A 22,309-nucleotide genomic window follows, 5' to 3' on the forward strand; every position below is an offset into this window, starting at 1 on the left:
TATTGCTCAGGCTGTTGCGTGGTTGCGCTATGGCTGGAAGGATAAAAAAACAAGTCGCTCATGCTTCCGTATGTATCTATGGAGGCATGAGCGACTCATATTTGCAGCACATTGAAGTTAATCATGTGCATAATATCTGGTAGCAAGGGAGGGATTTGAACCCCCGACACTGCGGGTATGAACCGCATGCTCTGACCAACTGAGCTACCTTGCCATGTTGCGCCTCGTTAGCGCGACGATCTATTTATAAAATTTGTAGCCCCTTGGCAAGTATTTTTTTAGTTCACCATAAAATAGTAGATGAACGGGGCAATCAGCAGCCGGTAGATGGCAAAGGGCACCAGCGTAAGACGCCCCATCAGGGCTATGAACACCTTGACCGCCAGCAGCGCCGCCAGAAAAGAGCCAATCATGCCCACTGCAAAAAAGGGAATATCGGCGGCGCTGAACAGATGCCAGCTCTTCAGCATGTCGTAGCCTGTGGCGGCAATCATGATGGGCACGGCGGCGATAAACGAATATTCCGCCGCCAGCGAGCGCTTGGATCCCAAAAGCATGGCGCCCATGATTGTCGAGGCGGAACGCGAAAAACCGGGCCACAGCGCAAGGCACTGAAAGCAGCCGATACCCAGGGCCAGCCTGGGGGTCATATCGTCAAGCGTAATGTACGAAGGCTTGAATTTGCGGCGCTCCACAAAAATCATCACCACCGCGCCCACCACCAGAGCGCCCAGCACCGTTACCGGGCGGAACAGGTAGGTCTTGATGGTCGAATGCAGCAACAGCCCCAGCACGCTGGCGGGCAGCGACGTGAGGATGAGCAGCATTATGCCCCGCGCGCCCGCAAAACGCACGTAGGGCTCGGGCCGCACCAGACCCCAAAAGCGCTTCCAGTACAGTACTACAACAGCCAGGATGGCGCCGAGCTGAATGACCACTTCAAACGTGGCGGCTCTTTCACCGGAAAAATTGAGCAGATCGCCGACCAGAATCAGGTGGCCGGAGGAGGAAACGGGCAGAAATTCCGTTAATCCTTCAACGATGCTGAGAATCAGCGCTGTAAACAAGTTGTCCATAAAACCCTCTGGCGCGCTATGCTGTCGCCGACTGAGGAATGTGTAGCCCTTCGTCGGGCATGGCATTGCCAAAAGACGGCACAACGGCTATGGGTGAACAAAAAGGATAACTCCATGACAACCATCATGCCCCAAGGCGAACTTGTGCGTAAGGCTGCCGCCTACCTGGCCGAACAGCGGGCTTTGAACCCCTGCAAGAGCCTGGCTACTCTTCTGGACGAAGCTGGTATGCGTTTTAACCTTACCCCGCTTGATGCGGCCGCTCTTGAGCGTTTGTTCCGCGCGGAGCAGGCGCAGGCCAACTGATCTGCCAATTCTGTCTGTTTTCAGGTTCTACTTGAGGTACGGGCAGGCGTCGCACCCCGCCCAAAAACGAGATGCGACGCCACCCAGAGCTATTATGCTATTTCGCTGCCGTCAGGCACATCGCGGTCTACTGCCAGCAGGCCAAGTGCGTTGTCCGTACCCGCTGTAAGCACCATGCCGTGCGAGACCAGACCGCGAATTTTGCGCGGCGCAAGGTTGAGCACAGCGCATACCTTTTTGCCCACAATATCTTCAGGCGCGTAATGCTCCGCCAGGCCGGAAAGTATCTGGCGAGGCTCGCCTTCGCCAAAATCAATTTCCAGCCGCAGGATGCGGTCTGCATTGGGGTGCTTTTCCGCCGTCTTTACCGTGCCAACCCGCAGATCAAGGGCTTTGAACTGCTCAAATTCCACATTGGGTTTGACAATGGATGCCGCCTGTCCATCTGCGGCAACGACGCTAGCGGTTTCGCTGGGCGCTGATTTTTCCTGCGCCTTGCACTGAGCGCTGTCCTGGGCTTTGTCCTGATTTTTCTTTTGCGCCTTTTGTTCCTTGGTCTGGCCCTTGACCTCCTGCGCGCCTTCTTTTTTTACTTCAATGCGCGGAAACAGGTTGGAGCCTTCGGCCACCTGCGTGCCGGGTTCAAGACCTTCAAAGTGGGCTATTTCATCTTCAATATTCGGCACGGGCGGCATGGTTTCGTGCACCTGCTGGCCAAGCTGGGTCAGCATCTTGCCCGAGGCAACAGGCATCACGGGCCAGAGGCACAGCGCGGTTTTGCGCATGGCGGCAAGCATGACGTACATGACGGTTGCGAGGCGCTCCATGTTGCCCTGCTTGTACAGCGTCCAGGGTGCCTGGGTGTCGACGTACTTGTTCAGGGCGCGTACCAGCTCCCACAGTGATTCCAGCCCCTGGGCAAACTGTACGTTGCCAAAAAGCTGCACAAAATTGCGCATGGAGTTGGCGCACAGCTCGGCAATGGCCTTGTCGTCGTCCTGCAGCGGCTTGGGCATGGGCACGCGGCTGCCAAAATACTTTGCTGTCATGGAAAGCACGCGGCTAAACAGGTTGCCAAGGTCATTGGCAAGGTCGGCATTGATGCGACCCACAAGGGCCTCTTCGCTAAAGCTCGCGTCAGAGCCAAAGTGCATCTCGCGCAGCAAAAAATAGCGGAAGGCGTCCGGCCCAAAGCGCTGGGCCATGTCACTGGGCTCAACAACATTGCCCAATGATTTTGACATCTTGGTGTCGCGCACAAGCCAGTAGCCATGCACGTTCAGGTGCTCGTACAGGGGAAGCCCCGCTGATTTGAGCATGGTGGACCAAAAAACGGCGTGGGGTTTGAGGATGTCCTTGGCCACGAGGTGCTCGCCCGGCCAGAATTTTTTAAAGTCGCCTCCGTCAGGCCAGTTCAGCGCGCTTATATAGTTGAGCAGCGCGTCAAACCACACATAGCACACGTAATCCTTGTCAAAGGGCAGTTCGATGCCCCAGGTCAGACGCGACTTGGGCCGCGAGATGCACAGATCCTCCAGCGCGCCCGATTCGAGCATGGCCAGCACTTCGCTGCGGTAGCGCTCGGGCCGGATAAACGACGGGTTGGCCTCGATATGCTCCTTGAGCCAGGGCAGGTACTTGGACATGCGAAAAAAGTAGTTTTTTTCGCTGATAAATTCCGGCTTGGTCAGGTGCTGGGGGCAAAGGCCGTTTTCCAGCTCTTTTTCGGTGTAAAAGCGCTCGCAGCCGTAGCAGTAATGCCCGCCAAACTCGCCAAAGTAGATGTCGCCAGCGTCATAGACCTTTTGCAAAAAGCTTTGCACGGCCTTGATGTGCTGCGGGTCGGTGGTGCGCACAAAGCGGTCGTTGTCCACATCAAGCTGGGGCCACAGGGCGCGGAACCGGGCGCTGATGGCGTCCACAAATTCCTTGGGGGTCTTGCCTTCTTTTTCCGCAGCCTGAACGATCTTGTCGCCGTGTTCGTCCGTGCCGGTGAGAAACATGGTTTCTTCACCTATCAGCTTGTGATAGCGGGCCATGGTGTCGGCAACCACTGTGGTGTAGGCATGCCCCAGATGGGGCTTGGCATTAACGTAGTAAATGGGCGTTGTGATAAAGAAGCTGTTCACTCAAGGCTCCGTAAGCTTTTTGACTATTCGTTGTCAGGGCGCTGCGACGGCTTGCGGCGGCGTTTACGACGGCTTTTGCCCGGCTCGGCCTGCGCCTCCCCCCTCTCGCCCGCATCGGCCGACGCGGGGGCCTCTGCCTGGGCCTCGTGCTCGTCCTGACGGAATTCATCCATAAAATCAAGAGAATCAAGGGTGTCCGGCGTAGCGGAAACCACCAGCAGGCTGTCGTTGACCGGCCCTTTGGGCGGCTGTTTTTGCTGCACGCTCTGAGGCGCTTCAGGCCGGTGCGGCGAGAGCGCCTGCCATTCGTCGAGGCTCAGTTCGAGTTCCTCGTTGTTTTCGGTCAGCACAGAAAGGGAATTGCGAAACATGTTGGCCCGCAAAACCTTTATGGGGCCCTTGTCCGTCTGGTATTTTTTGCCCAGACGCGGGCACATGCGGTGAAAATGGTCGTAGTTGTCCTGCTCGTACGAGAGGCAGCAAAGCAGACGGCCGCAGATGCCCGATATCTTGGCGGGGTTCAAAAAGAGGTTCTGCTCTTTGGCCATGCGGATGGTAACGGGCGCAAACTTGCGCAGGTACCGCCTGCAGCAGCAGACCATGCCGCAGTTGCCCACAGCGCCCACCATCTGCGTTTCGTGGCGCACGCCGATCTGGCGCAGTTCGATGCGCGCGCGGTATTCGCGCACGAGGTCTTTGACCAGATCGCGAAAATCAATGCGCGAGGGGGCGGTAAAATAAAAGATGAGCTTGCTGCGGTCAAAAAAGACTTCCACGTCCACAAGCTTCATATCAAGGTCGCGGTCGCGGATGCACTGGCGGCAAAACTCCTGCGCATCGCGCGCCAGCTGTTCGTTGGCTTCACCCCGGTGGATGTCCTCGGAGCTTGCGTGGCGCAGAATGGCGGGCAGATCCTGCCCCATCTGTCCGGGCAGTTCTTCTGCCGGGCCAGAAACTATCTCGGCCAGGGTCTGGCCCGGTTCGGCCTCAATAAGAACATGATCTCCCCGTTTGAAACCGGGAAGGCCGGAATAATAGCTTGTCTGTCCAAGCGTTCTGAAACGAAGGCCATATATGGGCATAAGTTGTCGCTTCGCCAAAGGTCGTAGAAAATGAGTTCTGAAAAGGTTCTTTTCCGTCATTACAGCCGTGCTGTCAACTGGGCTGCGGGCCCGGCCACGGCTGAGCATCGGAGTTCGTTCGTCCGCAGCTTGCCAAGCAGGGTTGCCTGATTTACATTTTCCAGCATACGGGAGTAATTGCCATGATACAACGTCAAACGGCCATTAATCTGTTGGCCGAGCATAATACGCCGCCTTCGCTGATGCAGCATGCCCTGGCCTCCGAGGCCATATTGAGCGCCCTTGCCAACCGCTTTGGCGAGAATGTGGAAGTGTGGGGCCTCACAGGCCTGCTGCACGACCTCGACTACCCCGCTACGGCGGAAACCCCTTCCCGGCACGGCCTCGATACGGCCGAGATGCTGGCTGGCCAGCTGCCGGACGAGGCCCTTGCAGCCATACGCGCCCATAATGCGGAAATGAACGGCGCAAATGGCCCGGCCACCCGCTTTGATTACGCCCTGCGCTGCGGCGAAACTGTCACCGGGCTTATCTCTGCCGCCGCGCTCATGCGCCCCACCGGCATGGAAGGCATGGAAGTAAAAAGCATAAAGAAAAAGATGAAGGACAAGGCCTTTGCCGCCAGCGTATGCCGCGACAATATTCGCCAGTGCGCCGAGGCCGGGCTTGAACTTGACGACTTTTTGGCCCTGGCTATCGAGGCCATGCGCAGCCATTCCGCCGAACTCGGTTTAAACAAATAACCAGAGGTTCGCCATGCAAGATTGTTCGCTGCAAACGGAAATCCGCACGCTTGGCCCCTGCAAGCTTGATTCTGTACTGCCCTACCGTACCTGGGCGGACAACAAGACCGTGCAGATTGTAGTTGATGAAGAACTGTCCGACGAAGTTGGCGCACCCGTCAGTGTATGCCTTGAGGCGGCGGGCCCGCGCAAAAAGCTTTATTTCGACACCACGCGCGCCAAGTGCGCCATCGTGACCTGCGGCGGCCTGTGCCCCGGCATCAACGACGTCATACGCGCCATAGTGATGGAGGCCTTTCATGCCTACAATGTGCCTTCCATTCTGGGCATCCCCTACGGGCTTGAGGGGTTTATTCCCAAATACGGGCATGTCCCCTTTGAACTGACGCCCTCAAGCGTGGCCGATATTCACCGTTTTGGCGGCACCATGCTTGGCTCGTCGCGCGGGCCTCAGTCTGCCGAAGAAATTGTCGACACCCTTGAGCGCAGCAACGTCAACGCGCTTTTTGTCATTGGCGGCGACGGCACCATGAAGGCGGCCCTGACCATCAGCGGCGAGGTGCAGGCGCGCGGGCTCAAGATTGCCATTATCGGCATACCCAAAACCATTGATAACGACATCAACTTTATCCCCCAGTCTTTTGGTTTTGAAACAGCCGCATTCAAGGCTACGGAAGCCATAGAATGCGCCCATACAGAGGCCTGCGGCGTGCCCAACGGCATCGGTCTGGTCAAGCTGATGGGGCGCGAGTCGGGCTTTATTGCCGCGCGGGCCGCGCTGGCCCTTAAAGAAGTAAACTTTGTGCTTATCCCGGAGGCCCCCTTTGCCCTGGAGGGCGAGGGCGGCCTGCTGCCAGCGCTGGAGGACAGGCTGCGCTCGCGCGGTCATGCCGTCATTGTCGCCGCCGAGGGCGCAGGCCAGCACCTTATGGAAAGCCATGCGGACAAAGACGCGTCCGGCAACCCGGTGCTCGGCGACGTATCCGACCTGCTGCGCAAAAACATCAGCTCGTACCTTGGCAAGCGGGGTATTGATCACTCCATAAAGTACATTGACCCGAGTTACATCATCCGCTCCATCCCGGCCAACGCCAACGACAAGGTCTACTGCGGATTTTTGGGCCAGTACGCCGTGCACGCCGCCATGGCCGGCCGCACCGACATGGTTGTGGGCAAAATTCAGGATCGCTACGTACACCTGCCGCTGGAGCTTGTGACCCGCAAGCGCCGCAAGCTCAACATCTATTCCGACCTGTGGCGGGCCGTGCTTGAGTCTACCGGTCAGGGGATGCTGCAGGGCATGCTGCCCCCGGAATAACCGGCACATGAAGCACCTCAGACAGGTAAAGGCCTCTGCCGGGTCAGGCAAGACCTACGAACTGACGCGCTGTTTTTTGCAAAGGCTCGTGCAGAGCGGCCCGCCCCTCAGCGCGGCGGCATCCTCGGCCTGCGTGCTTTCGCCGGGGGGCGGCTGCGGCTGGGGCGATATACTGGCCATCACGTTTACCAATGCGGCAGCGGCAGAAATGCGCGACCGCGTTATACGCCAGCTCAAAAGCACGGCTCTGGGACATCCCATGGGCGGGCTGCCGCTTTCGCCAGATCAGGCCGCCCGCTGGGTGGATGTGATCATGCGCGACATGGGCGCTCTGAACATCCGCACCATCGACAGCCTGCTGCACCTCATTGTGCGGGCCGCAGCCCTTGAGCTTGATCTGCACCCCGACTTTCAGCCGGTCTTTGCCACCGACGAAGTACTGACCCCCTACCTTGACGTGCTGCTTGAACGCGCATGGCAGGGCGACGAAACCATGCGTTCGCTGCTGCGCGCGGTGTACCGGGCCATGGCCTGGCGCGAGAACAGCACGGGCTTTCTTGCGGGCGAAAAGCTGCTCAACCAGCTGCGCGGCCTGCTGGACGACGTGCTGCTTGGACGCTTTGACGATGTTTCACCCCCCGACGCCCTGCGCAAAAGGCTTGATGAGGTGGAGGGCCGGGCCGTCAGCCATGCCAAGGCCTTCTACGCCCTTGCGGTCGCCAGCGGATTGAATTTTAACAAAAATGGCCTTGCCGCCGTGGAGGCCATTGCCGCCGGTTTGTGCAAGGAATCCAAACTCCTGAGCAAGGACAGCGCGTCCGACCTGTTTTTAAAAAAGCCCGTGGTCAGCGACGAGGTGCAAAAAGCCTACGAGGCTTTTTCGCACGCGGCCTGCTCGCTGGTTGAGACCGCACCGCTGCTGCGTCAGGCGCTGGGGCTTGGCCCGTTACTGCTGCTGGCCCAGACGCTGGTTCAGGCCTTTGTGCACAACCAGCAGCAGGAGGGCAGCCTGCCGGGCCTGTTGATTCCGCATATGGCGCGGCAGGTGCTTGAGAGCGAGCACGGCGTGCCGGAAGCCCTGTGCCGCATGGGGTCGCGGCTGACGCATTTTCTGGTGGATGAGTTTCAGGACACCAGCCGCGAGCAGTGGCAGGCCCTGCGCCCACTGGTGCAAGAAGCCCTCTCGCGCGGCGGCTCGCTCACCTGGGTGGGCGACGTCAAGCAGTCCATCTACGGCTGGCGTGGCGGCGAGCCGGAGCTTTTTGACGGCGTTTTTGACGACGGCGGGCTTACGGCCCTTGCGCCCGACGGCCAGCGCGACAATCTGCCCTACAACTGGCGCAGCCGCCGCGAAATTGTGCTCCACAACAACAGTATTTTTGGCCCGCTGGCCCGGCCCGACACCGCCGCCAGAGTCATGGCCGCCCTTTTGCCCGGCTCTACCCCGCCAGATATCTGCGCGCAGGCAGCGCAAGGCCTGGTGCGGGCCTTTGCGGGCACGGAACAGCAGTGCCCCGACAACGCCCACGAGGGCGGGCTTGTGCATGTGGAGACCATCCTTTCCGTTGACGCCGACGCCCTGGGCGAGGACGTGCTTGACCGCCTGTGCGCCCTGCTGCACGACGATATAGAGCCGTGCCATCCATGGGCCGATGTGCTCGTACTTGTGCGCAGCAACGACAAGGCCACGCTTGTGGCCGACCGGCTCATACGCGAAAATATCCCCGTGATTACAGAAAACAGCCTGCGGCTGGCCGCTCACCCTCTGGTGTTGCAGACCGTGGCCCTGCTGTCTTTTCTTGATAACCCTGAAGACGACATCGCCTTTATGAGCCTTGTGTGCGGCAGCATCTTTTGCCAGCATCCGGAGGCGGCCGCGCTGGACGAGGAAGACATTGCGGGCTGGTGCGCAACGTCGGGGCGCGGCCCGCTGTTTCAGCGGTTCAAAAAGCGCTGGCCCGAAATATGGCAGCGGTTGCTTGCGCCCTTCCACGGCCAGTCCGGCCTGATGACGCCCTACGACATGACGCTTGAGTGGTATGCCAGGCTCGATGTTGAAAGCCGCTTCCCCGAGGCGGAGACTTTTTTGCGGCGCTTTATGGAAGTGCTGTACAGCGCGGAGGAAAAAGGCCTCGCCACCCTGCCCACGTTTCTTGAGCACTGGCGGGCCAAAAGCGGCGAAGAAAAAGTGCCCATGCCGGAAACCATGGACGCAGTGCGCGTTATGACCATCCACAAATCCAAGGGGCTTGAGGCCCCCGTGGTCGTTGTGCCCTGGACGGACCTGCGCGCCCGCATGGGGCAGTCCACCGTAATGGTTGAGCGCGAGGGCCTGCGCATGGCTGTGGGCAACAAAAAACACCTTGGCGCGCCCTATCATGAAGAAATGGCCCGTCAGTGCCGCGAAAACGTCCACCTGCTCTATGTGGCCTTTACCCGTGCACGGGATGCGCTCTATGTGCTGCGCACAAGCACCATCGGCGGGCGTGGCTCCACCAGCGACGCCCTTGAGCTGCTGATGGCCGAGGCCGGGTACACGGCTCCCTACACTGTGGGCGATGCCCCGGCGCCGCATGACGCGTCCCCGGCGACTCCCGACCCCGCACTGCGGGCTTTTGCCGCAGCCGCTCAGCCCGTGTCGCAGGGGCAGACTGGCACGGCGCAAGAGGCAGTTACTGCGGCTGCTGCCATTGCCGACGAAGCTGCGGGCTTTTTTGACCCGGCCTGGCGGCCCATGCAGTGGCTGCCGCGCCTCAAGATTTTTCGTAATCCTCTGGCTGGGTTCAGCTTCAGGGCTGACGACCGGGGCAGCTTTTTGCACCTGTGTCTTGAGCACCTGCACATTACGGGCGACCCGCAGGCTGACGCCCTTGCGGCGCTTAATTTCGGTCTGGGGCATTTTTCGCTGCCTGTGCCGGATGACGCCGCCCTGCGCGACAATGCTGCTGCGGCCCTGCAATGGTTTGCCTCGCAGCCGCAGGCCGCGCGCTGGCTGCATACCGGCTGGCCCGAGCATTCGCTTATGGATGCCGAGGGGCAGCTGCTGCGGGTGGATTTGCTGGTGCACGAACCGTGGGGTCCGCTGGTGCTCGATTACAAAAGCGGCCAGCCCGAGGCCGGGCATGTGGAACAGCTGCAAAACTACCTTTCCTGCCTTGAGGCGGGAGGCTGCTGCACGCAGGGCAGCGCGCGCGGTCTGCTGGTATACCTTGATTTACGGCGGTTTCAGCTGGTGGACGCGCAGAAAGTCTCGGCCCTGGCCGAGCGCTGCAGCGACCTTTTGCCCGCCATGGAGACTCTGGCATGAGCGCATCGCCCTTTCTTGTTTTTCCATGGCAGCGCCCCTTTCTGCCTGATCTCAAGGACTTTCTGTCCAGCGCGAGCAACGGGCAGCCCGGCACGGTCCTGCTCATTGTGCCGCACAACCGCCCCTGGCGGTATCTTGCCCGGCTGTATGCCGAAGAAGGTTTTAAGGGGCTGCTGCCAAGGGTGATGACCCTTGCGGATGTTGTTTCGGCCTGGCGCTCGCAAACCAGCGCAACACCCCTGCACACGGCCAATGTGCTCGACAGGGTCGCCCTGCTGCACGAGTGCGTGGTTGAGCTTGCGCAGCAGGATCAAGGCCTTGCCGCACGCTTTGCCAGCATGAAGATGGAGCATTTTTTACCCTGGGGCCTGCGACTTGCCAACCTGCTGGAAGAAATGCTGGGCCAACGAGTGGCGGCTGTGGACCTTACCCATGTGGAGCAGGAGGTGTCCGGCCCTGCCGCCGCCCTGCTGGGTGCGTTGGGGCGCATTGGCCGGGCTTACGTGGCTGCCCTGCAGGCCCGTCAGTGGACAACGCCGGGGTTTGACGCCTTTACCGTGACGGAAGACGGCGTGGAACTTCCCCGGTTTTTTGCGCCGGAGCAGAACCGCCCGGTGATCATGGCGGGTTTTTCGCTGCTCACCAGCAGTGAGGAGGCCTTGCTGCACAGGCTCTGGCAGGCGGGTGGGCAGGTGTGCCTGCACGCAGACCCGGCGCTGGCGCTGGGCACAGCTCCGCACTGGTCGTGCGAAGCGCAGGCCGCATGGCTGCGCCGCTGGAAGGCCACGGCGCGGCTGGCCGTGGAACACTCTGCGGATGAAGCCGCGCGCAAACCCCGGATATCCTTTTTTGCGGGCTATGACTGCCATTCTCAACTTAAAGCTTTGCATGAAGAATTGACGATCAATGGCGGAACAACCGCTCAGGATTACAGACAAAAAAACTTGTCTACAGCGGTAGTTCTGACAGACAGCGCCCTGCTGATGCCCGTGCTGCACCACCTGCCCGACAAGGACGTCAACGTGTCCATGGGCTATCCACTGGAGCGCTCGCCCCTCAACCGGCTGCTTGAAGCGCTGTTGCAGCTGCAGGAAAGCAGAACGGAAGACGGGCGATACTACTGGCGCAACCTGCTGCAGTGCCTGCGCCACCCCTACCTGAACCTGCTGCGGGCCGACGACGGCAGCGGGACGCCCATGTATCTGCGGGAACTCCTGCGCCGTATGGAAAACACGATCCGTAGCGGCTCGCGTTTTGTGGATATGGACGACCTTGCCCAGCAGTGCGCCCCCGGCACGCATCCAGCGCTCGGGCAGCTGTTTGCGGCCGTGGTCGACGTGCTCATCCACCAGCCGGGCGAGGCCGAAACTACCGAGTCCATGGCCCGATGCCTGCAGAATATCTGCGACTTTTTGCTGCGCAACGGCGGCGACATGTGGCGGCATTTTCCGCTTGATGCCGAGGCCATGTACCGGCTCGCCCGGCACGCGGCCCCGGTGCTGCGGCAAAACTGTCTGGCGCAGACGCCCTTTCCGCCCAGCGTGCTGCACGGCATTGTGCGCGAGGTGTTGCAGCAGGAGCGCGTGCCCTTTGAGGCCGAACCGCTCACAGGCCTGCAGGTGCTCGGCATGCTTGAGACGCGGCTGCTGCATTTTGACCGGGTGCTCATTGTCGACGCCACGGACGACAAACTGCCCGGCAATCCCGCCCAGGATCCCCTGCTGCCCGATTCGCTGCGGCAGGTGCTGGGTCTGCCCGATGCCCGCAGCCGCGAGCGGGCCACAGCCCACACGCTTTACCGGCTTTGCGCCGGTGCGCGCGAGGTGCGCTTTTTCTGGCAGGAGGGCATCAGCCGCTCCGCCCTGTTTGACGGCAAAAAAAGCCGCAGCCGTTTTGTGGAGCAACTGCTGTGGGAGGAAGAACAGCGCCGGGGGCATCTGCTTGCGCCGGGGCAGGAGCCGTTGGGCATTGCCCGCTGCGTCGTGCGCAGCACTCCCGCCGCGCCCAAAAGCCTGCCCCGCACGGCGGCCTTGCACAACGCCATGCTCGAGCTGCTGCAAAAGCCTCTCTCGGCAACGCGTCTGGACGTTTACCAGCAGTGCCCCCTACGCTTTGCCTGGCAGTACCTGTGCAGGCTGCAACCGCCGCAGGAGGTCAACGAGGGCGACGACCCTGCGGCTGTGGGCACATGCATTCATGAAACGCTGCGGGCGCTTTACGAGCCATACCTCAATAAGGAGGTGCGCCGGGGCGACATAAGCCGCGAGACGCTGCTGGCGCGTTTTCACGAGTCGCTCGAAAAGGCCGACCTGCGCCGCATTTTGCCGCCGGATAGCTGCCTCATGCTTGAAGAAGCCGCGCCGGTACGCCTGCAGCGCTTTCTTGAAAACCAGCCGGACAGCACCTTTGTGGCGGCTTTGGAAGAAGAACTCAACGTCACGCTGGCGCTGGCTGGCGGCGAGTATTCCTTTACAGGCATCATGGACCGCATTGACCGGCGCGACGGTTTTGCGCACATCCTCGACTACAAGACGGGCAGCCTCAAAAAGCATGATGGCAGTTTGTGGGGCGACATACTGTTTTTCCGGCGGGTGGAGGGCCTGTTTGCGGCCCTGCGCACGGGGCAAGCGCCTGACAGCCAGACGCTTGAAGACATGGAGACCCTGTTTGACGAGCTGCGCCCCCGGCTGCCAAGCCTCCAGCTGCCCTGCTATGTCTGCATGGCCGCCGACGGCAGGTTTGGCCCCGTAGGCGACGCCGCCCTGGTGGAACTGCGCGACGCGGGCCGCGAATACCCGCTGTTTGGCGGTCTGGTTGACGAAGACCTTGCGGATGCCGTCGCCTACTGCCATGCTGCGCTTTCCCTTGTACTGCGGCACATGCAGCTCGCGCCGGCCTTTACCGCCCGGCCAGACCGCCATTGCGACTGGTGCCCGTATGCCTCGCTTTGCGCTGGGTAACATGCCGCAATAAATATAATAAAGATGACTGTTGCGTCTTGTGACATTACCAGATATGCTTCCTGCCAAACATGGGTGTACCCTTTAAATCTCAAGGTTCAACCGGTGCGCCTTTTTACGGACAGGACGGAGGTCTTGCAATGTCTTTTCCCGCACTCAAAATAGGTAATCTCACGGCTAAAGTTCCTGTGGTACAGGGCGGCATGGGCGTGGGGATTTCACTTTCCGGGCTGGCGTCGGCTGTTGCCAATCAGGGCGGCATCGGCGTTATCGCCGGGGCCATGATCGGCATGAGGGAGCCGGATGTGGCTACTGATCCTATTACCGCCAATCTGCGCGCCCTGCGCAATGAAATACTCAAAGCCCGCGAGCTCAGCAGCGGCATCATCGGCGTCAACCTTATGGTGGCGCTGACCACCTTCAGCCAGATGGTGCGTACAGCTATTGAAAACAAGGCTGACATCATCTTTTCCGGCGCGGGCCTTCCTCTCGACATGCCGCATCATCTGCTGCAGCTGTGCGAAGACAAGAAGGAAGAATTTAAAACCAAGCTGGTTCCCATTGTCTCTTCGGCCAGAGCGGCCACGGTAATTGCAAAAAAATGGGCTTCGCGTTTTGGTTACACGCCTGACGCCTTTGTGGTCGAGGGTCCCAAGGCTGGCGGCCACCTTGGCTTTAAGCCCGAAGAACTGCAGGACCCCAACCACGCGCTGGAGATTCTGGTTCCTCAGGTGGTTGATGCAGCCAAAGCCATGGAAGACAAGTGCGGCCGCGCCGTGCCTGTTATTGCCGCTGGCGGCGTCTACACCGGCGCCGACATCATGAAGTTTCTCGACCTTGGCGCTTCGGGCGTGCAGATGGGCACCCGTTTTGTGGCCACCCACGAGTGCGACGCCGACGACCGCTTCAAGCAGAGTTACCTTACGGCGCGTGATGAGGACATCACCATTATCAAAAGCCCGGTGGGCATGCCGGGCCGCGCTCTTGAAAACGAATTTATCACGGCCTCACGCGAAGGGAAGAAAAAACCCTTCAAGTGCGTGTTCCACTGCGTGCATACCTGCGAGCAGGAAAAAACGCCCTACTGCATCGCCCAGGCGCTTATCAACGCCATGAGGGGCAACCTTGAACGCGGCTTTGCGTTTTGCGGCGCCAACGTGGCCCGCGTAAACAAGATCATCTCTGTGCATGAACTGATGGACAGCCTGCAAAAAGAGTTTGACGAGGCCATGAACAACCTGAGCAAAAGCGTGCAGCAGATGCAGAACAGGCTGAACCTTAATTCAAAGTAATCGCCCTCCTCACTGTATGCAAAGCCGGGTCTGGAAATTCCAGATCCGGCTTTTTTTGTCTGCTGTACCAAAGCGCTATACGTGCTTGGGGTATTCTGTTTTTGACGACGCTCAGGCAAGCGAGGCAGGCGGGCCGGTCGCGCTTGCTGCTTGTAACGCGGTATCAGCTGGAAGGATGGCGGCCTTGCATCCGCGCCCGCAATCCGGGCAACGGCGCATCAGCTCTATGAGGTTTGCGGCAATATCAATGGAAGCACGGCCCGCATACCTTGCGGCTAGCGTTGCGCATTCCTGCGCGTCAATCGGCGAGGAGTGTTTAAAGCCTCGGCGCTCCATCTCTTCTACCAGCAGGGCATGGCGGGCAAAGACCATCTGCGGGTCAACCAGCCTGCCGCTGATAAAACCATCAATACTCTTGCCGCGCCGCAAGCTGCCCAACAGCATATGCAGTTCCACATGCTCGCCAAGCAGATGTTTGCGGCACATGCCCGCAGGGGGCGTCATCCACATACGCATATATCCTCCTGTGTTGGCAATTCTGCGCGCATGCCGCTGCTTTTTGCAAGGGGCGGTCTTGGGGCCTTGTCATCGTCGCAATGCGCCCAACCGTTCAATACTGCCCTTTTGCAGTACGAAACCACATCACAAAAATAGGCCCGAATCCGAAGATCCGGGCCTATTGTCTCAGCGTTTCAGCGACTAATTAAAAACTAGTCGTTAACCTGGCGGGAGTATTCGAGAGCTTTGGCCTGTTCGTCAAAGTTCTCAAAGCCCGAGTGATGCAGCGCATCCTCAACAGTTTCATCCCAATTCCATGTGGCGTAGATCACAGGCTTGTGGAAGGTGGAACGGAAGCTCTGCAGCTCGGAGCGGTAGAAGGCCTCCTTGGGCGTGTCGAGGTGCTCGCGGAACTGCTCGTGCCGACGCTGCAGCTCGCCTTCGTACCATTCCTGAATATCCTGCGGTTCCTTGTACTTTTTGAGGATATGACCGTAACCGGTCTTTTCCATCAGGTCGGCAAGGCGCTTGTGGTGCTGGGCGGCCAGCCACTTGCCGAGGTCGGCGGCAGTGAGGTTTTCCGCTTCCACGTTGGCGATGTCAAACACCGTGCGGTAGTACGTATCCGGCACGACCGAGGCAGAGGTAATGCCGGCAATGGCCACCAGACCGCGCAGGATGATGCTGTTGGAGACGCCCTGACCGCAAAAGCCCACCTTTTTGGCGTACTTCTGGCCAGTGAAGATGCTGACAAGAATGGCCCAGATAACCGCCGGATCTTCCTCGTCATAGATGTGGGACAGACGCGCGTTGTCGCGGTCAGTGGCCAGAACCATCTGGGTCATGTCGTTGGAACCGATGGAGAACCCGTCGAATTCCGAAATGAACTGCTTGGCCAGAATGGCGTTGGAAGGCAGCTCGGACATGAGGATGATCTTCAGGCCGTCCTGGCCGCTCTTGAGCTTGTGCACCTGTTCAAGGTAGCTGCGCATGGAGCGGGCTTCTTCCAGCGTGCGCACAAAGGGCAGCATCATGCGCAGGTTGGAGCCGCCGTACACGCCACGGGCGAGCTTGAACGCCTCAATTTCCCAGTCGTGAATATTGCGCGAAACACCGCGGTAGCCGAGCATCGGGTTGTCTTCGGTATGTTCGAAGAGGCTGCCGCCCAGCAGGTTACGGTATTCGTTGCTCTTGAAGTCGGTGGTACGGTACGTGATGGGCTTGCCGTAAAAGGCCATGGCAAACAGGGCCAGGTTCTGGGCCAGGGTCTGAACGTAGTGCTCCTTGCCGGTACGGAACCCACGGGACTTGATGATGCCGCGGATTTTGTCCGTCAGGTTGCGCAGGTCGTCCATTTCCTTTTTCAGGCCGGAACGGAGGCTCACTTCTTCACGCAGACGGTTGATATTTTCAAGCAGCTTGGTGACGGCGGGCAGTTCGCGGATGCGAAGTACCTGTTCGTCAACGCAGGCTTCTATTTCGGCAGTGCGCTTGGCTGATTCGGGGTCAGCCGGGTTCAGCAGGGCCAGAGCGTCGTCATAGCCCATGATGATGCGTACGTGGTCGGCCAGATCGTTGGAGGTCTTGAGCACTTCAATACGGCGGGAGGCCATTTCGAGGTGCTGGTCAACCTTGTGATCAAGCTCGCGCATCTTGCGGTGCTGCATCAGCACTTCTTCCGCATTGAGGCTCTTGTTGGAGTCGGCAAGGGCTTCAATTTCGGCAGCAAGACCGGTCACTTCACCAACGTATTCACGCAGGTTGAAGTTGAACACGATGAGGCCAGCGGCCATTTGCTCGCGCAGCACCTTGGAAAGGCGGTTTTCAAGCTCTTTCAGCTTGCTGCGAACGACATTTTCAAGCTCGCCGTTGTCAAATGCCTCAAGTGCCTGCGGGTGAATGCTGATGTTGCCCAGCATGAATTCCGCGCGCAACAGGCCCACTTCAAACTGCGCAAAGTTGCGCAGACGCGAGAGAAACAGCGCCTGGCCCACGTCGGCCAGCACAAGGCCGACCTTGGTTTTGGTGGCGGGCAGCTTGGAGAGGTCCATTTCGCCGCCCACAAGGTGCAGAGGCAAAAGACCGCGATAAATCTTGCCGCGCGTGCCGTCGACGGTCACCTCAACGCCGTCGAGCGCGCGCAGCACGTCGAGACGCTGAATGCCGATGACAGCAGCGATACCAAGCTCGCGCGAGGTAATGGCCGCGTGACTGGTGTCGCCGCCCACGTCGGCCATGATGGCCGAAGCCACGCGCATGCCGGGTACCATGTCAGGGTCGGTGCGCTCGGCTGCAAGCACGTCGCCCTTGGCGATCTTGTTGAGCTCAAGGGCGGAGCGCAAAAAGCGCACCGTGCCCTGGCCCGCGCCGCGTGAAGCGCCGTTGCCTTCCACCAGCACTTCGGCTTCGGCGGCGGCTTTGGCGTCCACCTCGCGGCGGCGCATGAAGATGGTGTGCGGGTGCAGCTCAAGATCGTCGTTCCAGCGGGTTTCAGGCCGCGCCTGAACGAACCAGAGCTTGTCGTTGGCGTCGATGCAGAACTCGGTGTCCATGATGATGCCGCCGTAAGCCTTGCTTACAGCGCGCACGCCCTGGGCCACACGCTCTGCCTGACTGAGCGAAAGCGCCCAACGCAGGGCCTCCAGCTCGGAGACCTCAACCTCGCGGGTGCCGCCGCGCTCGTCATAAATGATCTTCATGTCCTTGCAGCCCATCTGGCGGATGACAACTTCGCCACCGTCGTCGCGCTGGAAGACATAAAGCTTGTCAGGCGTAACCTTGCCGCCCACCACAGCCTCGCCGAGGCCGTAGCTGGCGTCGATGCTCACCAGCTCGCGGCGGTCAGTGCCGCGGCAGCCGGTAGCCGTATCAGCCGAAAAGGCCGTGCCCGAAATGACCGGGTTGATCATCTGCATCATGCAGACCGAAAGCGAGGTGTGCTCAATGGCCCACTCAAGCTTGGCGCTTTCGGCAATGCTTTCGTCGCCGGTTTCCTCGGCCTTGGCCAGAGCGTCAAGGATGGCCTCGCGCCGGTAGGTCATGGAACGCAGGTTGTAGGCCGAAGAGCAGTCCCAGTGGTAGGCTTCCACAACCTTTTCTTCACCCACCATATTGAGGTAGGTATCCTGAAGCCCGGCAAAAGCCTTTTTGCGAGAGTCTTCACCCGCAGCGGAAGAACGCACGGCCACGGGGGTCATGTCGTCTTCATTTTCGCGGCAGATGGCGCGGTACGCACCGCGCACGGCTTCGGCAACCTCGGTGGGAACGTCAACAGACAAAATGGCCGCCTGCACCATAACCGAGCGCTTGCGCAGCTGGTCGATGCCCTCGGGGGAGGTGGCAAAGCCTTCTACTATATTGTTTATAAAAGTGCGCAGCTTGGTGTGCGACTGCTCACCTTCCGCCAGCGCGGCCTGATGTATCTGCTTGCCGAGCTGACGTACGAACTTCTGCAAGAAGTCCGGATCCTGGTTGATTTCCGGGTCGTTCCAGTCAATGCGCCCGTATTCGCGGTCTACTACACTGCGTACCACGCGTCCGTTGACCTTTGTTTCATCCAGCAGATGATGAAAGGCAATGGACGAGATGGCGCGAAAGTGAGGTGCCTGAATCCCCTGAATCTGGCTGATCAGGGCTGTGTTGTAGTTCTTACCACCAACAAGCAACTCCGCTTCGGGACCAATCTGCACAATTTCGGCGCCATCAAGCACCAATTTTTTTTGAACTACCTCAGTCGCGTTGACCTTGGGTTTGTTCTGCGCAGGTTTGGCGGCGGGACTCTTAGACATGTCTTCCTCCGGTTTGGGAAACAGAAGCTTTACAACCTTGGAAATTGTATATCGCCATGAAGGAACTGTCCACAAATTCCAGCACAGTGGGAGCTAATTAGCTTACCCGTGCTCCGCAGTAAGGACAAAAGGCGATGTTATCCATAGGAATGGGCTGACCGCAGGCCTCGTTGCCGCACACGCGCGGCACAGGCCCAAGCTCCACAATAAGCTCACCTTCTCTGACCGAAACCATTTGCTTGTTTTCCTTAAAATCGGCGGTCTTGAGCACACGCTTCACCATGCCGTCCACAGGGGCCAGCACGGCCTTTTCCTGCTTCATGATCGACACGTTGAAGAGCTCCTCGCCAGCCTTGACCACATCACCAGGGTGTACATACATGACCCAAAGGTCGCCGTTGCTCGGCGCGGCCACATGGAACTTGTTGGCCGGGTCGGCCATGAGCGTGCTTTTGGCGCCATTGCCCGAAGGCTGCCGAACCTGAACCTCGCAGCTCATGAATTCAGAGTCGAGCACGTAGCGGCATATGGAAATTCCCGCATCGTTGGGAGTGGAAATGCTGAGCAGCAGCAGGTGGTGGGGCTTGCCGCTGCTGTCGTTAAAGTACAGATCCTGCCCTACTTTCAACCCCTCAAACCACACATGCAGGGGCAGGTTGTTGGGATCGCCAAACCTGGCCTTGAACTGGATGGTCTTGAGCGCGTCGGCCGGATGGTTGAGGTAAAGCACGAACTCTTCGTCGTTGGGCTTGCGCTTGAGTATGTCGGTGCAGGCCTTTTCCTCGGCGGCCAGGTTGACCTCTGCCAGCGATTCGAGAGGTGAGGCCTCGGTGCGGGCGGCCATGGCGCTTTTCCAGTCGGAGCCAAAGGCGCTCTGATAGACCCAGTCGGCCGGGAAACCGAGCGGCAGTCTGCCAAACTTGCCCTGCAGCAGGTTGCGGAAGGCGTCGTTGCAGTCCTGATAGATGTTCAGGCGTGCGCGGCGCATCTCGTCCGTAAGGTCTTTTTCGGGGGTACGGGTAACCTGTCCCAGCACCTCAAGCAGGTAGCGCACTTCGTCTTCGCCACCCCGCTTCCACGCGCCGGTAACCGCCAGAAATGCCGTGTTCCAGGTGATCTGCGAGCCGGGGGTAACGTCGTGATAGCGCACGATCTGGCGCGTTCCTTCAAGGAACTTGAGCATGTAGGGCAGCAGGTGGATGTAGCCCTGCTTCATCGCTCCTTCCTGTGAGGATGAAGTGGCCCCGCCGGGCATGCCGTGACGCGTCACGTCGTAGTCTATGCCCTGGAAGTACGGCGCGCAGTAGCGGTCGTAATAGGGCATGATCTGCTTGCAGACAAAGTTGGCGTCGCGGATGGCGTTTTTGTCGAGGTTGCACTTGAGGCCCAGCTCGTCTTCGATATAGGCCATGGTGGCAAGCACGTCGCCCTGCCCGTACGAACGCACGGCAGAACCCAGACCCACGTCGATGATGTGCGCTCCGGCCTTGGCCGCAGCGCCGCATGAGGGCACAAACAGACCGTCGGTATAATGCCTGTGGTAGTGCAGCACCAGTTCGGGCCAGGCTTTGCGCAGGGCCGTGACCAGCTCGTTCATGAAGCGCGGCGGGCAAACGCCGGCCATGTCCTTGAGGCCGAGGATGATGTTGCGCGAGGCTTCCTTGTTGTTGGTGCCCATGATGTCGGCCACCATGTGCAGCATGGCCTCGGTAACGCCAAGGTAGTGCTTTACGTCGAAGCCCTTGGCCCACGACATGGAGATGGCGGGCTCAAAGAGTACATCCTTGCGGTTCATGACCACTTCGGCAATGGGGCGCATGTTTTCCACATGGTTCAAAAAGTCGAAACAACGCACGACCTGATAGTGGTCGCAGATCATCTCGCCAGTCTTGAGCATAAGGTTGCGCGGCTGCGGCGTGTACCCGAGCACGTTGGTGGAGCGCACCAGCAGCTGCTTGAGGGTTTTGGGCGCAAAGCGGTTCCATTCCTTGGCTTCGGTAAAGGGGTAGGTCATATTGGCCAGCATGGCCACGTGAAAGTGCGCCCCGCCGCCGTTTTCAAGCGAGAAAAAGCCCGCATTGTCAAGGTAGGGGCCAATGAGCCTGTCTTCGGCCAGGCGCAGCCTGTTGCCGGAGTTTGACTGCGTGAAGTCGCGGGTGGTTGTGTCGGTAAAGTGCACAAAACCAGAATCGCGAATATAGTCGAGCGTGGCCTTGCGGTCGCCCTGCGGATACGGCGAGGGCTGACGGCGCACAGCCGTGGTTATGGCCGGCAGTACCGGCTCAAAGGGGCCAAGACAGGGGGTGCTGCTTGAGCGGTATTCACCCAGCTGCACATAGGGGTTGAAGCCCTTGGCCGAAATCTCGGCCACCAGCTTGGCAAGGCGCTCGCCCTCGGGCGCAAGATCGGTATAGACCATGAGCTCGGGATGCGCGGCGATAAAGTTGGTGTTGATGTTGCCCTGCCTGAACAGGGGGTGCTTGATCACCTGACGGAAGAAAGGAATGGTGGTCTTGATGCCGCCGATCACATATTCGCTCAGGGCGCGGTCCGTGATGCCAAGCACTTTTTCCCAGTCGGTTGCGTACGATATGAGCAGCGCGCCCGCCGAGTCGTAGTTGGCGGGGAATTCGTACCCTGCGCTGATGTTTGAGTCGAGACGCACGCCGGGGCCGCCAGGCGACACGTAGCGCGAGATAAGACCGGAATTGGGAGCAAAGTTGTCCTGCGGATTTTCGCAGTTGATGCGCACCTGCATGGCCCAGTACGAGGGACGCTGGCTTTCTTCGCGGTAGCGCAGCTCAGCGCCAAAGGCCACGGCAATCTGCTCTTCCACAAGGTCAATGCCGTAACGACATTCGGTAATGCCGTGCTCGACCTGCAGACGGGTGTTTACTTCAATAAGATAAGGCGTGCCGTCAGGCGTAACCAAAAATTCTACCGTGGCGAGCGAATGGTAGCCCACGGCGCGCACCAGGCGGCGGGAATAATCCTTGAGCCGCTCGCGCAGGTTTTTGGTCATGCCCTGCCAGGGCGAAGGCGTGACTTCGATGAGCTTCTGGTGATTGCGCTGCACGGTGCAATCGCGTTCGTCAAAGGCAAACACGTTGCCGTACATGTCGGCAATAACCTGAATCTCGATGTGGCGCACATCGGCAAGAAACTTTTCAACAAACAGGCGCGGGTTGCCAAACGATGCCTGGGCCATGGTAGAAGCCTTGAAAAAGGCGTCTTCGAGGTCGGCCTCGTTATGGATGGCAAAAATACCGCGTCCGCCCCCGCCGCCCTCAGCCTTGAGCATGATAGGCAGCCCGATTTCGTTGATAAGCTTGCGGGCGGTAGGAATATCCACGGCTCCTTCAGAGCCGGGCACAACAGGGATGCCCAATTTGCGGGCCACTTCGCGAGCCTGAACCTTGTTGCCCAACAGGTTCATGGCCTCGGCGGTCGCGCCGATAAAGGTAATACCCGCCTCTTTGCAGCGTTGCGGAAAGCGCGTGTCCTCGGAAGCAAAACCCCAGCCAGGGTGAATGCCGACAACGCCACGTTGTTTGGCCTTGTCAATAATGCGGTCAAGATCCAGATACGCGCGGGGGTCTGTCCCGAGCAGCATCAGTTCCTGCGCCGTTGAGGCCGCAGGGGCCGTTTTGTCCACATCAGTCGCAGTCATTGCCGCTACCGCGTCAAAACGTTCGCGGATAGAGCGACAAATACGACGGGCCGGTATACCGCGGTTTGCAACCAGTATAACCTTGCCCTTCAAAAAATCCTGTACTTCCGAGAATGTCTTGTTGGCCATGCCTTTCAGCC

The 22,309-nt window shown here is 59.5% G+C and carries 12 protein-coding genes and 1 tRNA gene; 6 read left to right on the plus strand and 7 right to left on the minus strand.

Annotated elements, in window-relative coordinates; genetic code table 11:
- Window positions 1-137 precede the first annotated feature (137 nt).
- Together DDIC_RS06715 and DDIC_RS06720 are read right to left on the minus strand one after the other, a co-directional pair.
- Window positions 138-214: transfer RNA gene (locus DDIC_RS06715), tRNA-Met, on the minus strand.
- 64 nt (window positions 215-278) lie between these two features.
- The gene (locus DDIC_RS06720) at window positions 279-1,076 is read right to left on the minus strand and encodes an undecaprenyl-diphosphate phosphatase (protein WP_136399729.1); all 798 of its coding nucleotides are present in this window, start codon (window positions 1,074-1,076) and stop codon (window positions 279-281) included.
- A gap of 114 nt (window positions 1,077-1,190) precedes the next feature.
- Between DDIC_RS06720 and DDIC_RS06725 the strand changes: the two genes are divergently transcribed.
- Entirely contained in the window at window positions 1,191-1,382 is a 192-nt protein-coding gene (locus DDIC_RS06725; protein ID WP_136399730.1) for a hypothetical protein, read from the plus strand.
- 92 nt (window positions 1,383-1,474) lie between these two features.
- Here DDIC_RS06725 and metG read toward each other — a convergent pair whose 3' ends face one another.
- Complete coding sequence (metG, locus tag DDIC_RS06730) at window positions 1,475-3,511, minus strand: methionine--tRNA ligase (protein WP_136399731.1); 2,037 nt, start codon at window positions 3,509-3,511, stop codon at window positions 1,475-1,477.
- A gap of 23 nt (window positions 3,512-3,534) precedes the next feature.
- Window positions 3,535-4,593 (minus strand): PSP1 domain-containing protein, encoded by a 1,059-nt coding sequence (locus DDIC_RS06735; RefSeq protein ID WP_136399732.1) that lies wholly within the window; start codon window positions 4,591-4,593, stop codon window positions 3,535-3,537.
- Between the two features lie 182 nt (window positions 4,594-4,775).
- Here DDIC_RS06735 and DDIC_RS06740 point away from each other — a divergent pair, with 182 nt between their 5' ends.
- The 5 genes from DDIC_RS06740 to DDIC_RS06760 all read left to right on the plus strand — a co-directional run bounded on the left by DDIC_RS06740 (window position 4,776) and on the right by DDIC_RS06760 (window position 14,213).
- The gene (locus tag DDIC_RS06740) at window positions 4,776-5,336 is read left to right on the plus strand and encodes an HD domain-containing protein (RefSeq protein WP_136399733.1); all 561 of its coding nucleotides are present in this window, start codon (window positions 4,776-4,778) and stop codon (window positions 5,334-5,336) included.
- A gap of 13 nt (window positions 5,337-5,349) precedes the next feature.
- The gene (locus DDIC_RS06745; RefSeq protein WP_136399734.1) at window positions 5,350-6,654 is read left to right on the plus strand and encodes an ATP-dependent 6-phosphofructokinase; all 1,305 of its coding nucleotides are present in this window, start codon (window positions 5,350-5,352) and stop codon (window positions 6,652-6,654) included.
- Window positions 6,655-6,661: 7 nt separating this feature from the next.
- Window positions 6,662-9,961, plus strand: coding sequence for a UvrD-helicase domain-containing protein (locus DDIC_RS06750; protein ID WP_136399735.1), 3,300 nt, complete (start codon window positions 6,662-6,664; stop codon window positions 9,959-9,961).
- Window positions 9,958-12,921: a PD-(D/E)XK nuclease family protein gene (locus tag DDIC_RS06755; protein ID WP_136399736.1), complete on the plus strand. Its 2,964-nt coding sequence runs from the start codon at window positions 9,958-9,960 to the stop codon at window positions 12,919-12,921. Before DDIC_RS06750 ends, DDIC_RS06755 begins: the two co-directional genes overlap by 4 nt.
- A 140-nt stretch (window positions 12,922-13,061) precedes the next feature.
- Entirely contained in the window at window positions 13,062-14,213 is a 1,152-nt protein-coding gene (locus DDIC_RS06760; protein WP_136399737.1) for an NAD(P)H-dependent flavin oxidoreductase, read from the plus strand.
- A gap of 111 nt (window positions 14,214-14,324) precedes the next feature.
- On the opposite strand, the gene DDIC_RS06765 is transcribed toward DDIC_RS06760, so the two are convergent.
- From DDIC_RS06765 to DDIC_RS06775, 3 genes are all read right to left on the minus strand, one after another.
- Window positions 14,325-14,729 (minus strand): pyrimidine dimer DNA glycosylase/endonuclease V, encoded by a 405-nt coding sequence (locus DDIC_RS06765; RefSeq protein ID WP_136399738.1) that lies wholly within the window; start codon window positions 14,727-14,729, stop codon window positions 14,325-14,327.
- A gap of 194 nt (window positions 14,730-14,923) precedes the next feature.
- Window positions 14,924-18,499, minus strand: coding sequence for a PEP/pyruvate-binding domain-containing protein (locus DDIC_RS06770; protein WP_136399739.1), 3,576 nt, complete (start codon window positions 18,497-18,499; stop codon window positions 14,924-14,926).
- Between the two features lie 97 nt (window positions 18,500-18,596).
- Complete coding sequence (locus tag DDIC_RS06775; protein WP_136399740.1) at window positions 18,597-22,298, minus strand: pyruvate carboxylase; 3,702 nt, start codon at window positions 22,296-22,298, stop codon at window positions 18,597-18,599.
- Window positions 22,299-22,309 lie beyond the last annotated feature (11 nt).

Origin of the sequence: Desulfovibrio desulfuricans (genome assembly GCF_004801255.1) — a bacterium.
Lineage (GTDB): Bacteria > Desulfobacterota > Desulfovibrionia > Desulfovibrionales > Desulfovibrionaceae > Desulfovibrio > Desulfovibrio desulfuricans_C.

Bases quoted from the DNA above. Each gene is read 5' to 3' on its own strand.
- DDIC_RS06720 (WP_136399729.1), bottom strand. From the start codon at position 1,076: ATGGACAACTTGTTTACAGCGCTGATTCTCAGCATCGTTGAAGGATTA.
- DDIC_RS06725 (WP_136399730.1), top strand. From the start codon at position 1,191: ATGACAACCATCATGCCCCAAGGCGAACTTGTGCGTAAGGCTGCCGCC.
- DDIC_RS06735 (WP_136399732.1), bottom strand. From the start codon at position 4,593: ATGCCCATATATGGCCTTCGTTTCAGAACGCTTGGACAGACAAGCTAT.
- DDIC_RS06740 (WP_136399733.1), top strand. From the start codon at position 4,776: ATGATACAACGTCAAACGGCCATTAATCTGTTGGCCGAGCATAATACG.
- DDIC_RS06745 (WP_136399734.1), top strand. From the start codon at position 5,350: ATGCAAGATTGTTCGCTGCAAACGGAAATCCGCACGCTTGGCCCCTGC.
- DDIC_RS06750 (WP_136399735.1), top strand. From the start codon at position 6,662: ATGAAGCACCTCAGACAGGTAAAGGCCTCTGCCGGGTCAGGCAAGACC.
- DDIC_RS06755 (WP_136399736.1), top strand. From the start codon at position 9,958: ATGAGCGCATCGCCCTTTCTTGTTTTTCCATGGCAGCGCCCCTTTCTG.
- DDIC_RS06760 (WP_136399737.1), top strand. From the start codon at position 13,062: ATGTCTTTTCCCGCACTCAAAATAGGTAATCTCACGGCTAAAGTTCCT.
- DDIC_RS06765 (WP_136399738.1), bottom strand. From the start codon at position 14,729: ATGCGTATGTGGATGACGCCCCCTGCGGGCATGTGCCGCAAACATCTG.
- DDIC_RS06770 (WP_136399739.1), bottom strand. From the start codon at position 18,499: ATGTCTAAGAGTCCCGCCGCCAAACCTGCGCAGAACAAACCCAAGGTC.
- DDIC_RS06775 (WP_136399740.1), bottom strand. From the start codon at position 22,298: ATGGCCAACAAGACATTCTCGGAAGTACAGGATTTTTTGAAGGGCAAG.